General features: G+C 64.6%; 11 protein-coding genes and 1 rRNA gene. 2 read left to right on the top strand and 10 right to left on the bottom strand.

Features of this window, described 5'->3' with window-relative positions:
- The 10 genes from IZU87_RS02225 to IZU87_RS02180 form a co-directional block, all read right to left on the bottom strand.
- Positions 1 to 85, bottom strand: a 16S ribosomal RNA gene (locus IZU87_RS02225); the annotation flags it as partial.
- A 481-nt stretch (positions 86 to 566) separates the two neighbouring features.
- Positions 567 to 2,471: a M48 family metallopeptidase gene (locus IZU87_RS02220; protein WP_213113538.1), complete on the bottom strand. Its 1,905-nt coding sequence runs from the start codon at positions 2,469 to 2,471 to the stop codon at positions 567 to 569.
- A 70-nt stretch (positions 2,472 to 2,541) separates the two neighbouring features.
- Positions 2,542 to 3,135 (bottom strand): LemA family protein, encoded by a 594-nt coding sequence (locus tag IZU87_RS02215; RefSeq protein ID WP_054555402.1) that lies wholly within the window; start codon positions 3,133 to 3,135, stop codon positions 2,542 to 2,544.
- Between the two features lie 186 nt (positions 3,136 to 3,321).
- Complete coding sequence (locus IZU87_RS02210; protein ID WP_213113537.1) at positions 3,322 to 4,929, bottom strand: bifunctional 2-methylcitrate dehydratase/aconitate hydratase; 1,608 nt, start codon at positions 4,927 to 4,929, stop codon at positions 3,322 to 3,324.
- A 205-nt stretch (positions 4,930 to 5,134) separates the two neighbouring features.
- Entirely contained in the window at positions 5,135 to 6,403 is a 1,269-nt protein-coding gene (gene prpF, locus IZU87_RS02205) for a 2-methylaconitate cis-trans isomerase PrpF (protein ID WP_213113536.1), read from the bottom strand.
- On the bottom strand, positions 6,400 to 9,102 hold the full coding sequence (acnD, locus tag IZU87_RS02200) for a Fe/S-dependent 2-methylisocitrate dehydratase AcnD (protein WP_213113555.1): 2,703 nt from the start codon (positions 9,100 to 9,102) through the stop codon (positions 6,400 to 6,402). Before acnD ends, prpF begins: the two co-directional genes overlap by 4 nt.
- A 67-nt stretch (positions 9,103 to 9,169) precedes the next feature.
- Entirely contained in the window at positions 9,170 to 10,312 is a 1,143-nt protein-coding gene (prpC, locus tag IZU87_RS02195; RefSeq protein ID WP_213113535.1) for a bifunctional 2-methylcitrate synthase/citrate synthase, read from the bottom strand.
- A 182-nt stretch (positions 10,313 to 10,494) separates the two neighbouring features.
- Positions 10,495 to 11,406, bottom strand: coding sequence for a methylisocitrate lyase (gene prpB, locus IZU87_RS02190; RefSeq protein WP_213113534.1), 912 nt, complete (start codon positions 11,404 to 11,406; stop codon positions 10,495 to 10,497).
- Positions 11,407 to 11,479: 73 nt separating this feature from the next.
- On the bottom strand, positions 11,480 to 12,259 hold the full coding sequence (locus IZU87_RS02185; RefSeq protein ID WP_107335487.1) for a GntR family transcriptional regulator: 780 nt from the start codon (positions 12,257 to 12,259) through the stop codon (positions 11,480 to 11,482).
- 370 nt (positions 12,260 to 12,629) lie between these two features.
- Positions 12,630 to 13,502 (bottom strand): alpha/beta fold hydrolase, encoded by an 873-nt coding sequence (locus IZU87_RS02180; RefSeq protein ID WP_213113533.1) that lies wholly within the window; start codon positions 13,500 to 13,502, stop codon positions 12,630 to 12,632.
- Between the two features lie 243 nt (positions 13,503 to 13,745).
- Between IZU87_RS02180 and pabB the strand changes: the two genes are divergently transcribed.
- Together pabB and IZU87_RS02170 are read left to right on the top strand one after the other, a co-directional pair.
- Positions 13,746 to 15,197 (top strand): aminodeoxychorismate synthase component I, encoded by a 1,452-nt coding sequence (pabB, locus tag IZU87_RS02175; protein WP_213113532.1) that lies wholly within the window; start codon positions 13,746 to 13,748, stop codon positions 15,195 to 15,197.
- A 215-nt stretch (positions 15,198 to 15,412) separates the two neighbouring features.
- Positions 15,413 to 16,039, top strand: coding sequence for a phosphoadenosine phosphosulfate reductase domain-containing protein (locus IZU87_RS02170; RefSeq protein ID WP_213113531.1), 627 nt, complete (start codon positions 15,413 to 15,415; stop codon positions 16,037 to 16,039).
- Positions 16,040 to 16,145: the final 106 nt, after the last annotated feature.

Raw genomic sequence — 16,145 nt, 5'->3', positions numbered from 1 at the left:
CAAGCTAGGATCGTTTCCGCTCGACTTGCATGTGTTAAGCCTGCCGCCAGCGTTCAATCTGAGCCATGATCAAACTCTTCAGTTGAAAGCTTGATAGTCTGTTAAGCAGACCAAACTTGGTTCAGAGTCAAACTTCTCGTGAGAGGCTTGCTCCGATATTTGGTGACCTTGTCACCACTCATCGGCAAGCGCTCACACGAATTACCTGATCAAATTTTTAAAGAGCGTCGCTGTTAGGCGAGGAGGCATATTCTACCCGGAACGCTTGAGAAGTCAAGCACTTGATGATGAGTCAGTCGACTGCCTCTAAGCATCATCAAGCGGTGAGGAGCGTTGCTCGATCACCTGTTCCGTAAGGAGTGCGGCGTATTCTAGCGAATCGCCCGGGATTGTCAATCGATAAATTCGAAGCGGACTTCAAAAACATCAAGCAAAACAATCACCTGCAAACCCCTTTCACCGCTGGTAACGCCATGCGTCCCCGGCAGCGGATGCGTACTTTACGCAGGAATCGTTTTGATGGCAAGGGCTTTGACGCAGAAAACAGCCACTCGCCTGATCAATACTCAGACCGCCTTGCCGTCCGCGGGCCGAGATACCGGGCGCGCCTGCCAGCCACCACGCGAATGCGACTGTGTCTCAAGCGCCGCTTCCAGGCGCGCCTCCGGCAGCTGCATGACGCGAGCCAGCAGTGTCAGCAGGGCCACCTCTTCATCGGCCAGCGTCTGGTCGGCATGCACCACCTGGGCAAGCGCCGTGAACCAGCGCTGCTTGTCCATCGGACGCAGGTGAGCCAGCTGCGTGAGATGACGGCAGCGCAGCGCAGGGTTATCCCCATCCGGCTGCGACTGTGGGTACGCAAGCGCCAGGCCAAGTTCCGCACTGGCGTCCAGGAAAATGTCCTCGCGCAGCGTTTCATCGTCGATGAGTCCGACCATCAGCATGAGCCAATGCTGACAGGCCGGCTGGCATTGCTGCAGGGCCAGCGAGTCACTCTTGCGATCGATCCGCGGGTCCAGTGACTCCAGCAGCAACTGCCACAGACACCAGATGAACATGTCCTGCGGAGGTGTCTGCGCCTTGAGCATGCGATGCGCGCGCTCATCCGCTTCCCGCCAGCGCGGTATCAACCGGTTGAGCAAGGGGATCCACTCGACCCGCGGCAAGGTCTCGAGCTTGCGCCGCGCCTCGCGCACGCGCTTGCCATCCAGCCAGTCATGCTGACGCTCAAGCTCGGTGAGCCAGACCCCACGCCGGGTGAGCTCCGAAGGCGCGATCATCGCCACCACCAGCTGCGGGCAGAGAAAGCGTGACAGCGTCAGGTTCTCGAGTTCACCTCGGGAACGCGACAGCTCGCCCATGACGGCCGCGCCGGCGATACCCGCCATGACCCCGCCAAGCACTTCTGCCCCGATGGGCCCCTGCTGCTCGAAGGTATGCACCGGTTGCTGGCGCGCGCTCAGATATTGCCTGTCCCAACGGGGCTCCAGGCGCTTGATGCGTTCATCCAGCGGCGGATGCGAGTCGAACCAGCCCGTCAGCCATGGCGGACGCGCTTCGACGAAGAAGAGATGGTTGTAGGTCATGGCGCGCGGATGCTGGATGCGCCCCTGCCAGCCCATGCCACCGATACGCTTGAGGGCCGAGGCGATGCCATCCGGGAAACGCGTCAGGCGCACTGCACTGGCATCGGCGAGATATTCGCGTGAGCGCGCGACCCCGCGCTGCAACAGCCTGCCGCCCAGCCCGCCGAGACTGCCGAGCAACCACAGCGCCACACCGACCAGCATCAGCTGCGGCATGCCGCCTTTCTTGTCGGAACCGGAGGAGCGCGCCCGGCCCAACACGAAGCCGATGCGCCCCGCCCCCATCAGGAAGCGTCCCGCCTCGGAGAGAAACACCAGGCCGTGGACCGCACTCGCCAGACGCAGGTTGAGGCGAATATCGCCATTGGCGATATGGGCGAACTCGTGAGCGACCACGCCCTGCAGCTCGTTGCGATCGAGCTGCTCCAACGCCCCGCGACTCAGCGCGATCACCGCATCATGTGGCCGATAGCCCGCCGCGAAGGCATTGATCATCGCCTCATGCGGCAGCAGAAACAGCTGCGGCGCGGGCAGATTGGCGGCGATCGCCATTTCTTCCACGACATTCAGTGCCCGCCGCTCGCGCGAGTCCTGGGTCTCGACATCCACCAGCTTGCCACCCAGGCGTGCGGCCACGACCGCACCGCCCTGCTGCAGACGCCGCAGCTCACGCGCCGCGACCAGTGCATTGCACAGGAAGATGATGCTCGCCACTGGCCAGACATATTCAAACGTCGTGGCGGCCGGACGCCCCAGGAAACTGCTGATCGCGACATGCACCACGGCGCCGGCGGCAAGAGACACCACCAGCGACATGGCCGTGAAGGCCAGCAGCAATAGCCGCGTACGACGCCGCGCACTGTCCTGCTCATGATAGAAATTCATTCGCGCTCGCCATCTACCCAGTCAGGATCACAGCGCAAGGCCGCTGCGAGAGAAGCATCAACCGGTCGACTCACGAGAAGCTGACATCCGGGGCCTGGCGAATCTTCACGCTGTCATCGAAGGCCAGCAGGCCTGCATCACTGCGATGACCGAAGGTCGGCGCGAACACCACCTGCGGGAAGCTCTGGCGATAGACGTTGTAGTCGGTGACGGCATCGTTGTAGGCCTGACGCGCGAAGGCGACGCGGTTCTCGGTGGCGGTCAGCTCTTCCATCAGATCGCTCATGGTCTGGTCCGCCTTGAGCTCCGGATAGGCCTCGACCACCACATCCAGCTTGCCCAGACTCGCTGCCAGCCCCTGCTCGGCACCGGCCAGACTGGCCAGCTTGTCCATGCTGCCGGGATGCGCCGCTGCGGCATTCAAGGCTGCCATCGCCTTGTTGCGGGCATTGATCACTTCTTCCAGGGTGCCACGCTCATGACTCAGATAGCCCTTGGCCGTCTCGACCAGATTGGGAATCAGGTCATAGCGCCGCTTGAGCTGCACCTCTATCTGCGCGAAGGCATTCTCGAAGCGCGCCTTGAGGCTGACCAGCTTGTTGTAGATCGAGATCACGTAGATGACGATCAGCGCGATGGCGCCCAGCAGCAGAAATGTTTTCATGATGAGTCCCTTGTGATGATGCCTTTGCAATGAAGGCCCTGCAGGCGTTGTCCCGCTCTCCGGCGAGTCTTTGCAAGCGCCCCTGTCGATCTTCCTGTGCAATCCGCTTCCAGTTTACCCATACCGGATGACGGCACCAGTCAATTGGATGACTGATTGCCAACGGGCATCATGCGGCCGGCAACCTCACGGCACCCAATGCGCCATGAACTCGTGCACCGGCAGTGCTTCGAGTCGCTCGCGATCACCCAGCAACGCCATCAAGGTGTCGCACCGCGAAGGCGGGAAGCAGGTGGCCAGATTGGCCCGACACTTGTCCTCGAGCGGAACGAGCGACTCTTCACGCCGCCGACGATGTCCCAGCGGGTATTCCACCGTCACCTGCTCAGTGGCACTGCCATCGCAAAAGACCACCCGCAGGGCATTGGCAATCGAGCGCTTGTCGGCTTCCAGATACTCGCGGGTGAAGCGCGCCTCTTCCGTGACGACCATTCTGTCACGCAGCCGGTCGATCACCGGGTGAGCGGCATGGAAGCCATCTTCATAGTGGTCCGCGTTCAACTCGCCGAAGATCAGCGGCACCGCGACCATGTATTGCAGGCAGTGATCGCGGTCCGCCGCATTGGCGAGCGCACCCTGCTTGGAGATGATGCGGATCGCCGATTCGTGGGTGGTGATCTCGATGCGCTCGATCTCCTCGAGCCGGTCGCGCACCTCGGGATGGAGCTGGACGGCGGCCTCGGCGGCGGTCTGGGCATGGAATTCGGCCGGGAAGGAGACCTTGAAGAGCACGTTCTCCATCACATAGCTGCCCAGGGGGCGCGCCAGTGTAAGACGTCGCTCGTCTTCGGGCTTGAGCGCGAGATCGCTATTGCCGTGACTGAAGGACACATCATTGAAGCCCCACTGCGGCGCGCTGAGAGCACCGGGGACGCCCATCTCGCCACGCAGGGCGATGTCCGCCAGCCGCACGCCGCGTGAAGTGGCGTCCCCCGCCGCCCAGCTCTTGCGCGAGCCCGCATTGGGCGCATGACGATAGGTGCGCAGGCTCTGGCCATCGACGAAGGCGTGCGACAGCGCCGACAGCAACTGCTCGCGATTCGCCCCCATCAAGCGCGCCGTCACGGCGGTGGTCGCGACCTTGACCAGCATGACATGGTCGAGCCCGACGCGATTGAAGCTGTTGTCCAGCGCCAGCACGCCCTGGATCTCGTGGGCCATCACCATGCTCTCCAGCACATCACGCATCACCAGGGGTGGCTTGCCCTGTGCGACACGTTGGCGCGAGAGGTGATCCGCCACCGCCAGAATGCCGCCGAGATTGTCCGAGGGATGCCCCCACTCCGCCGCCAGCCAGGTATCGTTGTAATCCAGCCAGCGGATGGTGCAGCCGATATCCCACGCCGCCTTGACGGGATCGAGACTGAAGGCGGTGCCGGGCACCCGCGCACCATGCGGCACCACGGTCTCGGCCACCAGCGGGCCGAGATGCTTGGTGCATTCCGGGAAGCGCAGCGCCAGGATACCGCAGCCGAGGGTATCCATCAGACACAGGCGAGCGGTGTCCATCGCCTCTGCCGAGGGACCTGAGCGCTCGCTCTTGCCGGCCAGACCATCCGCAGCCGTATCCGTATCCGCGATACGAAGATCGTCGCAATACCCCAGCACATAGTCGGCGATCTGCTTCAGCTCCGGGTCATAGTCCGGGCGCTGGTTGGCGCTGGCCTGATTGGTGCTGGCCTGGTTGGCGCTGAGACGGCTGTCGCCCGTCTGATCAGAGGATGGCGTGCTCATGTGTGATCTCCTGTCGTGGATCGTCTTTGCTCGCATGCATCTCCCGCGATACCGGCACATCCCCCGAAATACCCGAGTCCGCACCATAGAAACGCGAAAGCCGGCCCTCTGCACATGCATGCCAGGCCGGCTTTCATCGGGATGCCGCAGGAGGGATATCAAGAGGGATATATTGACAGTAGACCATCGCCTGCCAATACCGGCGCTAGCGCATCAAGGTCTCCGCGGGCACCCGCACCCAGCCTTCCATCAGGATACGCGCGCTGCGACTCATCACGGCCTCACTGACGGTCCACTCGCCCTCGCCTTGCTGGCCGTCACTGACCTGACCCGAGGGTGACTGACGATGGGCACTCGCGCCGACCCTGAGCGTGCCGGAGGGATGCCCGAAACACACCGAGTCACGCGCGGCGCCAGTCTGCCCGGCCCCAGACTCAGCATCGGCTCCGCCAGCGGCGGCAAGATTGACCAGCGTGCCGGGCACCGCGGCCGCAGCGGCGATGGCGACGGCCGCGGTGCCCATCATGGCGTGGTGCAGCTTGCCCATCGACACGGCGCGAATCAGCACGTCGATCTCGTCGGCCTTGATCTCGCGACCACTGGAGACGACGTGATCCACCGGCGGCGCCACGAAGGCGACCTTGGGAGTGTGCTGACGTCTGGCGGCTTCGCCCAGCTCCTGAATCAGCCCCATGCGCAGTGCGCCGTGAGCGCGCAATGTCTCGAGGCGCGCGAGGGCCTCGCCATCCGCGTTGATCGCCTCCTGCAGTTCGGTGCCCTGATAGCCGAGATCACGGGCAGCGACGAAGATGGTCGGGATGCCGGCATTGATCAGGGTCGCCTGGATTCGCCCGCCCGCGACCACCGATTCCGGCACTTCCAACGTATCGACCACATTGCCGGTGGGGAACATGCTGCCCTCACCGGCGGCGGGGTCGCGGAAGGCGACCGCCACTTCGGCGGCCGGGAAGGTCACGCCATCCAGGGCGAAGTCGCCGGTTTCCTGGACGCGCCCCTCGCACATCGGCACCCGCGCGATGATGGTCTTGGCGATGTTGGCCTGCCAGATACGCACCTCGGCGATGCCATCACGCGGCAGGCGCTCGGTCGGCACCAGGCCCTTCTCGATGGCGAAGGGCCCGACCGCCGCCGAGAGATTGCCGCAGTTGCCGCTCCAGTCGACGAAGGGCGAGTCGATGGAGACCTGACCGAACAGATAGTCGACGTCGTGGTCTGGCTGTTCGCTGCGACTGATGATCACCGTCTTGCTGGTGCTGGAGGTCGCGCCCCCCATGCCGTCGATCTGCTTGGCGTAGGGGTCGGGGCTGCCGATCACGCGCAGCAGCAGGGCATCACGCGCCGGGCCCGGCACCTGCGCCGCTTCCGGCAGCTCATCGCGCAGGAAGAACACGCCCTTGCTGGTGCCGCCACGCAGATAGGTGGCGGGAATCCTGAGCTGTGCCTGCTGGCTCATGCCGATACCTCCGCCGCCGTCTCGCCCGGTGTCTGGGAGCTCAAGAAGTCTTCGGCGAAGCGCTGCAGCACGCCGCCCGCCGAGTAGATGGAGACTTCCTCACGGGTATCGAGACGGCAGGTGACCGGTACGCGCTCGAGCTGACCTGCCTTGTCACCGGCGGTGCGCTCGATCACCAGCGTGAGCTCTGCCCCCGGCGCCGGCTCGCCCTCGACGGCGTAGATCTCGCTGCCATCCAGCGCCAGCGTCTTGCGCGTGGTACCGGCGGCGAACTGCAGCGGCATCACGCCCATGCCGACCAGATTGGTGCGGTGGATACGCTCGAAACCTTCCGCGACGATGGCCTCGACACCCGCCAGCCGCACGCCCTTGGCCGCCCAGTCACGCGACGAGCCCTGGCCGTAATCCGCGCCCGCGATGATGATCAACGGCTGCTTGCGCTGCATGTAGGCCTCGATGGCCTCCCACATGCGTACCACCTTGCCTTCCGGCTCCAGGCGCGTGAGCGAGCCCTGCTTGACCTCGCGCTTGCCGTCCGCCCCTTCCACCACGGCCATCTCGTTGATCAGCTTGGGATTGGCGAAGGTGGCCCGCTGCGCGGTGAGATGATCGCCGCGGTGAGTGGCGTAGGAATTGAAGTCCTCCTCCGGCAGGCCCATCGCGGCCAGATACTCACCCGCCGCACTGCTGGCCATGATGGCATTGGAGGGCGACAGGTGATCGGTGGTGATGTTGTCCCCCAGCACCGCCAGTGCCCGCATGCCCTTGAGCGTCGGTGCGCTGGCCAGGCCGCCTTCCCAGTACGGCGGACGACGGATGTAGGTGCTCATCTCGCGCCAGTCGTAGAGCGGGCTGGTCGTGTCGTCGCGATCCTGACGGGCCTCGAACATCGGGATGTAGACCTGTCGGAAGTGGTCCGGCTTGACGCTGGAGCCGACGATGGCATCGATCTCCTCGTCACTCGGCCACAGGTCCTTGAGCATGATCGGCGAGCCGTCCGGCGCATGCCCGAGAACGTCCTTCTCGATGTCGAAGCGGATGGTGCCGGCGATGGCGTAGGCGACCACCAGCGGCGGCGAGGCCAGGAAGGCCTGCTTGGCGTAGGGGTGGATACGACCATCGAAGTTGCGGTTGCCGGACAGAACCGCGGTGGAATAGAGATCACGCTCGACGATTTCCTGCTGGATCGCCGGGTCCAGCGCACCGCTCATGCCATTGCAGGTGGTGCAAGCGAAGCCGACGATGCCAAAGCCGAGCTGTTCGAGTTCCGGCAGCAGTTCCGCCTCTTCCAGATACAGCTGCACGGCCTTGGAGCCCGGCGCCAGCGAGGTCTTGACCCACGGCTTGCGCGTCAGCCCCAGCGCATTGGCGCGTCTGGCCAGCAGGCCGGCGGCGATGACATTGCGCGGATTCGAGGTATTGGTACAGCTGGTGATGGCGGCGATGATCACCGCGCCATCCGGCATCAGGTCGCGCCCGTCCTCGTCCTGCTCATGCTCGATCACCCCGGAGATGCCGCGTGCGGCCAGTTCACTGGTCGGCACGCGACTGTGAGGGTTGGAGGGGCCCGCCAGGGTGCGCACCACCGAGGACAGGTCGAAGGTCAGCTCGCGCTCATATTCCACCGCGCCTTCGATATGGCCGCTCTCGTCGGCCCAAAGCCCAGTCTCACGCGCGTAGCGCTCGACCAGCGCGATGTTCTCCGGCTCACGCCCGGTCAGGGTCAGGTAGTCCAGCGTCTGCTGGTCGATGTAGAACATCGCCGCCGTGGCGCCGTACTCCGGCGTCATGTTGGAGATGGTGGCGCGATCGCCCAGGGTCAGGCTGGCCGCCCCTTCGCCGAAGAATTCCAGATAGGAGGAGACGACCTTCTCGGCGCGCAGGAATTCGGTCAACGCCAGCACGATGTCGGTGGCGGTGATGCCCGGCTGCGGACGCCCGGTGAGGCGCACGCCGATGATGTCGGGCAGACGCATGTAGGAGGCACGCCCCAGCATCACGCTCTCGGCCTCGAGCCCACCGACGCCGACGGCGATCACGCCCAGCGCATCGACATGCGGCGTGTGGCTGTCGGTGCCCACCAGGGTATCCGGGAAGGCGACCTGATGACCCTTCTCATCGGCGCGCGACTCGATCACCGGCGACATCCGCTCCAGATTGATCTGGTGCATGATGCCGTTGCCCGGCGGAATCACGTCGATGTTCTCGAAGGCCTGACGCGTCCAGTCGATGAAGTGGAAGCGGTCCTCGTTGCGCCGCTCCTCGATGGCGCGATTCTTGGCGAAGGCGTCCTTGTCGAAGCCGGCGTGCTCCACCGCCAGCGAGTGGTCGACGATCAACTGGGTCGGCACCACCGGATTGACCTTGGCCGGGTCTCCGCCGCGCTCGGCAATGGCATCGCGCAGACCGGCCAGGTCGACCAGCGCGGTCTGACCGAGGATGTCATGGCACACGACGCGCGCGGGGTACCAGGGGAAATCGAGATCACGCCGACGCTCGATCAATTGCACGAGGCTGTCACGCAGTTGATCCGGCGGGCAGCGACGCACCAGGTTCTCGGCCAGTACGCGTGAGGTATAGGGCAGACCGGCGTAGGCGCCGGGGGCGATGTCTTCCACGGCGGCACGCGCATCGAAGTAGTCGACCGGGGTACCCGGTGACGCCGTGCCAGGCAGGGGTTTGCGATACTCGGTATTCATGGGCATCCGGACTCATCAGGCGGTCAAGAAAACGATCGGCCAGCACGCTGACTGGCCGAGGAAAGGGTCAGTCGCGCTGCTCGATGGGCAGCCAGTCGCAATGCTCCGGGCCGGTATAATCGGCGCTCGGGCGGATGATGCGATTGTTGGCGCGTTGCTCGAAGACATGCGCCGCCCAGCCGGTCAGGCGTGAACAGACGAAGATCGGCGTGAACAACTTGGTGGGAATGCCCATGAAGTGATAGGCGCTGGCGTGAAAGAAGTCGGCATTGCAGAACAGCTTCTTCTCGCGCCACATCACGGCTTCGACGCGCTCGGAGACGGCGTAGAGCTGAGTATCGCCCACATCCTCGGACAGCTTGCGTGACCACTCCTTGATGATGGCGTTGCGCGGGTCACGTTCACGGTAGATGGCGTGGCCGAAGCCCATGATCTTCTCGCGACGTTCCAGCATGCCGAGAATCTCGCGCTCGGCTTCCTCCGGTGAGCGCCAGTGCTCGATCATCGCCATCGCCGCCTCGTTGGCACCGCCATGCAGCGGTCCGCGCAGCGAGCCGATGGCCCCGGTCACGCAGGAGTGCAGATCGGAGAGCGTCGAGGCGCAGACACGCGCGGTGAAGGTCGAGGCATTGAATTCGTGCTCGGCGTAGAGGATCAGCGAGGTATTCATCACCGCGGCATGCAGCTCGCTGGGGGCCTCGCCGTGCAAAAGGTGCAGGAAGTGCGCGCCGATGGAGTCGTCATCGGTCTCGGTGTCGATGCGCACACCATCATGGCTGAAGCGATACCAGTAATTGATGATCGACGGGAACACGGCCAGCATGCGGTCGGCCTGGTCGGACTGCTCATCGAAGCTCTCTTCGGTTTCCAGATTGCCGAGCATCGAGCAACCGGTGCGCATCACGTCCATCGGGTGGGCACTGGCCGGAATCTGCTCCAGTACCGCCTTCAGAGCATCCGGCAGACCACGCAACCCCTTGAGGCGCATGATGTAGGCGTCCAGCTCCGAACGATTGGGCAGCTTGCCCTTGAGCAGCAGATAGGCGACTTCTTCAAAGCTTGCGTGGGCGGCGAGATCCTCCAGATCGTAGCCGCGATAGCGCAGGCCGGAGCCGGTCTGGCCGACGGTGCACAGGGCGGTCTCGCCGGCACTCTGGCCGCGCAGGCCGCTGGAGGCACTAGGGCTCGGGGTAGCGGTGGTATCTGACATGGCGCGATCTCCTTGGCAGTGACGTCATTGAGTTGTTCTTTTTCTTGTAGGGCATAAAGCGTCAAGCCCCTCGCCGGCCAGGCGTTTGCCAGCGAGGGAGAAACGGTCGGGCCGGAAGTGCCGGCCCGTGAAGCCAGTGGCCTCCTGATGCGAGACATGGCGTCCGTCTCGAGCGTCTGGCATCAATCCTTGCGGCTTTCGGCCTCGAACAGGGTGTCCAGCTTCTGCTCGAAGGTGTGGTAATCGAGGAAGTCGTAGAGCTCCATGCGGGTCTGCATGTCGTCGACCACGTCCTTCTGGTCTCCCTTGTCGTGGATGTTCTGGTAGACCTTGAGGGCGGCGGCGTTCATGGCGCGGAAGGCGGACAGCGGATAGAGCACCATCCGGCAGCCAACGTCGCCCAGCTCGCGCTGATTGAACAGCGGCGTGGCGCCGAATTCGGTGATGTTGGCCAGAATCGGCGCGTCGACGCCCTCGCAGAAGGCACGGTAGTCCTCGAGGGTATGCACCGCCTCGGCGAAGATGGCGTCCGCTCCGCCCTCGACACAGGCATTGGCACGCGCCACGGCGGCCTCGAGCCCTTCCTTCTGGAAGGCATCGGTACGCGCGATCAGATAGAAGTCGTCATCACGGCGGGCATCGGCGGCCGCCTTGATGCGGTCGACCATCTCCTGACTGGAGACGATGGCCTTGTTGGGGCGATGTCCGCAGCGTTTCTGGGCGACCTGGTCTTCCAGATGCACGGCCGCCACACCGGCGCGCTCCATCTCCTGGATGGTGCGCGCGATGTTGAAGGCGCCGCCCCAGCCGGTGTCGATGTCCACCAGCAGCGGAAGCTCGCTGGCGGCGGTGATGCGACGCGCATCTTCTAGCACGTCATTCATGCTGGTCATGCCCAGGTCCGGCAGGCCGTAGGAGGCGTTGGCCACGCCGCCACCGGACAGGTAGATCGCCTGATGCCCGACGCGCTCGGCCATGATGGCGGTATAGGCATTGATGGTGCCGACGATGGGCAGCGGACGATTGGCTTCCAGCGCCGCGCGGAAGCGGGCGCCGGGGCTTGGCAAGGCGGTGGAACTCAGATGGCGTGACATGACATCTCCCGGGCTGGGCCCATGACGGGGTTGGAATTGTTGGGGGTGATCCGGTCGCAAGCGGTGTGGCAGTTCACTCCTCGCCCTGCTCTTCCTTGAGCGTGGCGGCATAGCGGCGGGCGACGTTCTCCCGCGAGGCGCTGACGTGGCGCCGCATCAGCAGCTCCGCCAGCTCCTCGTCGCCAGCCTCGATGGCATCGACGATACGGTGGTGCTCGACGAAGGCCTTCTGCGGACGCGAGCCACTGGCGCTGAACTGGGTGCGATACATGCGCACCAGGTAGTAGAGGTCGTCGCAGAGAATCGTCATCAGCATGTGGTTATGGCTGCCGAGGACGATCTGGTAGTGGAAGTCGAGATCGCCTTCCTTCTGGAAGTAGGCGGTGCCGGTCTTGAGGTCCGACTGCTGCTCGTGGGTCTTGAGCACGCTGCGCAGCCGCGTGACCTCCTCCTGCGTCATGTGCCGCGCCGCCAGACGCGCGGCCATGCTCTCCAGCGCCTCACGCACGTCGAACAGCTCCAGCAGCTCGGTCATCGAGAGCTTGACCACCCGCGCGCCGACGTGGGGCACGCGCTCGATCAGGCGATGGACCTCGAGACGACGCATCGCCTCACGCAGCGGGCCGCGCGAGATGCCATAGGCCTGCGCCAGCCCCGGCTCGGTGATCTTGCTGCCCGGTGCCAGCTCGCCGCGCACGATGGCGTCCTGCAGCTGGTGGAAGACGCGCTCGGCCAGGGTGCGCACCTCAGGTGCCGGAGCACTCGCGGAGGCGGTGTGGCCTGCCTGCTCGGCAGTGGCGCCGCGTGCGAGGCTTCGAGCGGTGGTGGCATTGTGAAAGGCATCGGTGGTCATGGCGGTCAGGCAATCCGGCTGGACAAGGGGCTGAGACAGGACAATGGCGATGAGGGACTTTCAGCACCATTGTCGACAATCATTCAATGACTGCCAGACTAGCCAGCGAGCCTGAGTGGGTCAAGATGCAATCCGCCAAATCCTCTACACCTTTGGCGTAAGAGAGCTGGCATGCGCTGGATAAACGGCTGCCAGAACAAGGACGAACCGCCTGAGACGCCGCCATGCCGCCCTTCCCGCGTCGCCAGGCCAGAGGCACTCCAGCCGGTAACGGCCGAGACGAAAGACGCCCCGCCAGCACAGGCTGACGAGGCGTCTTGAGTCTCAATGCCAGACCGCTCATCGGTCGGCTTGTCGACAATCACGCGATTTATGTGAAGCTGAGCTCCGCGCCGATGCGGCGGGGTTTCTGGAAAGGCAGCGAGTGATCGGTGCCGGGGATTTCCAGCGATTGCCAACCCGCATGACGTTCGGCCAGCAGGCTGTGATAGTCGCGCAGGGTCTGGGGGCTCTTGCCGCCGACCAGGCTACGCACCTCGCTGCCTGAGGCCAGCACGTCGGCCAGCAGCGCCTCGCGGTCGATCTCGCGCACGGCATGCGTGACACAGTCCAGCGCATTGGCGAAGCCCAGATGGCGATGTGCCAGTCGCGCCACCATCATGCGCTCGGCGCGCGGGTTGCGCGTACGATGCGGCGAGATGAGATCGAGGAAGGCGGTGATGCCCGCCTCGGGGCTTGAGGCTTCGCGCATGGCGCGCGCCGCCTCGGCGTAGCCGTCACGCACCTTGAGCATGGTGGCGTGGCATTCGCGCTCCAGCAGCGCCGGCTCCAGCAGACTGATGTCGCCGACCTTCACCTCCGGGCGCTCGGCGCGCAGACGCTGGACGAGACGCATGGCGACCAGCCCGCCGAAGCTGTAGCCGATCAGGTCGAAATGCGTGATGCGCTGCGTCTCGATCAACGCCATCACATCCTCGATCACCTGCTCGAGAGTGAAAGGAGGCTCGCCACCCTGCGGCGCCAGCGTCTGCCCCATGCCACGCAGGTCCGGGATGATCAACTCATCATGGGCCGTGAGATGCCCGACCAGCGGTGCCCAGGTCAGCGTGCCGGCCACACCCGCGCCGTGCAGCATCAGCAGTCGACGCCCGCCCTGGGCGTCATGCCGCTTGAGACGCTGCCAGAAGATGTTCTGATCGGGACGTGACAGCAGATGTTGGCCATGTTCGAACTCGGGATGCATGCAGGGGCTCCGGTGGGGTGCCAGGGGCTGGGCAAGAGACTGGGCAAGAGGGCTGGGCGAACGTCAGCACGCGCGTCATGGCAGTCATCGATGACGGCGCAGGGCGTTCAGAGGCAGGCACCTTAATCAGCGCACGAGAGAACGGCAAGCCAACAAGGCCAGCCCCTCACCGGAATCCGCACGCATGGGCGGACAAAACGCCTTCGGATGCCTAGAATGCCCTGTCCGCCAACGGAAGCTGTCATGACCATCTCGCTCGAAATCAACGCCCTGCCCTACGCCCTCGCCGCCGAGGATGAAGCCTCCACGCTGTCGCGCTTCGCACGCCTGCGCTCACGTCCCGACGCCGTGCTGCTCGACAGCGGCCAGCCGTCGCTGGCCGGTGGCCGCTTCGACATCATCAGCAGCGACCCGCTGGCCGTGCTGGAGCAAGGCCCACACGGCGGCAAGCTCACTGGCCCGCTGCCGGAGTCGATGCGTGACCTGAGCCAGTTCCGTGAAGCGCTGGAGCGCCTCGCCCGCCTGCCGGTGATCGAGGCCCAGCGCCAACTGCTGACTCTGCTGCCGCAGACGCTGGCAGGCGAAGAGCTCGCCCGGCATGACCTGAGCGCCGAGGACCTGCCGTTCATCGCCGGCCTGCTGGGCTACTGGAGCTACGACTTCGGGCGCGCGCTGGAAGACTTGCCCGCCACGACCGAGGACGATATCGCGCTGCCCTGGGCGCGTCTGGGTCTCTATGACTGGGCATTGATCAGTGACCATCAGCGCCAGCAGAGCTGGCTGATCGCCTCGCCCCAACGGTGCCGGCAGGTGCTTGAGTGGCTGGAGCAACCGGCGCCGAGCAGCGCCGACTTCGCCCTCGACACCCCCTTCGCGCCACTGCTGGATCGCGCGGGCTACGGCGAACGCTTCCGTCAGGTGATGGAGTATCTGCACGCCGGTGACTGCTATCAGATCAACCTGACCCAGCGCTTCTCCGCCGACTGCAGTGGCGACAGCTGGGATGCCTACCTGCGCCTGCGTCAGGCCACGCCGACACCCTACGCCGGCTATCTGAGCTGGCAGGACGCCAAGGGCGAGGAGATGGCGATCGTCTCCGTCTCGCCGGAGCGCTTCGTCGAGGTCAATCATCGCGCGGTCGAGACCAAGCCGATCAAGGGCACCCGCGCACGTGGCGCGACGCCGGAAGAGGACGCCCGGCTTGCCGCCGAGCTGCTGGAAAGCCCCAAGGACCGCGCCGAGAACGTGATGATCGTCGACCTGCTGCGCAACGACCTGGGCCGCGTCTCCGCGCCCGGCAGCGTCAAGGTGCCCTCACTGTGCGCGCTGGAGAGCTACGCCAACGTGCACCATTCCGTCAGTACCATCACCAGCACCCTGGATGAAGGGCGCGATGCGCTGGATCTGCTCGGCGCCGCCTTTCCCGGCGGCTCCATCACCGGCGCGCCCAAGATCCGTGCCATGCAGATCATCGAGGAGCTGGAGCCGGTGCGCCGCAGCGCCTATTGCGGCAGCCTCGGCTATCTGGATATCCGCGGCCACATGGATACCTCCATCGCGATCCGCACGGCGGTGATCGCCGAGGGCCAGGTGCATCTGTGGGGCGGCGGCGGTCTGGTCGCCGATTCCGAGGAAGAGGCCGAATACCGCGAGAGCCTGGCCAAGATCCAGCGCCTGATGGAAGCGCTTGGCTGACAGGCGGCGTTATAAGGCGTCATGAGCGCCATAACTCGATGGCATATAACGTTCGAACGAATTCGTATTGGGGAAGCAGTGCCTGCCTTTGATAGGGTAGGCGCATTCCTGCACGTCTCCTTGAGCGCTATCCGCCTCTGCTGATGACCTTCCCTGGCCATTGATCAGCCCTGCGCCCCGCTCCATCGGACGTGCCCTAGTTCTGGAGACTTTTCATGTCCGATACCTTCGATCTCGCCCACATCAATGCCGAATTCGGCAACGACCCGGAAGCCCTGACCCGCTGGGCTCTGTCGCTGGACAAGCACGCCATCTGCACCACCAACTTCCGTCCCTTCGAGGCGGTGATCCTGCACATGGTGACGCGCTTCCGTCCTGACATCCCGATCGTGTGGATGGACAACGGCTACAACACCGATGCCACCTATCGCTTCGCCGATGAGGTGACGCGCAAGCTGAACCTGAACCGCATCATCTATCTGCCGCAGCGCACGCGTGCCCACCGTGAAGCCGTCGATGGCCTCACGCCGCATATCGATGACCCGCGCCACGAAGCCTTCACCCGTGAAGTGAAGCTCGAACCCTTCGAACGTGCGCTGCGCGAACTGAACCCCGAGATGTGGTTCACCGCCGTGCGCGCCAGTGACACCGCCTTCCGTGCCGGCATGCAGCCGGTCTCGCTGAACGGCGATGGCCTGATCAAGGTCGCCCCGGTACTCAACTGGTCATCCAAGCAGATGCACGAGTATCTGGTCGCCCACGACCTGCCCAACGAGTTCGACTACGTCGACCCGACCAAGGCGGAAGACAACCGCGAGTGTGGCCTGCACCTGGCACACTGAGCCTAGTGGTTGACGCTGTGCGCTCACACCGCCCAGCCAGCAAAAAGCCCGCCTCTCAGGAGGCGGGCTTTTTCATCTGCGCTGTGGCAGATCAGGCGAGCGGGAC

The sequence above is a fragment of the Cobetia sp. MC34 genome, from assembly GCF_018340035.1.
Classification (GTDB): domain Bacteria; phylum Pseudomonadota; class Gammaproteobacteria; order Pseudomonadales; family Halomonadaceae; genus Cobetia; species Cobetia amphilecti.
Note: the sequence above shows the minus strand (reverse complement) of the source record. Positions and strands in the feature narration are given on the sequence as shown.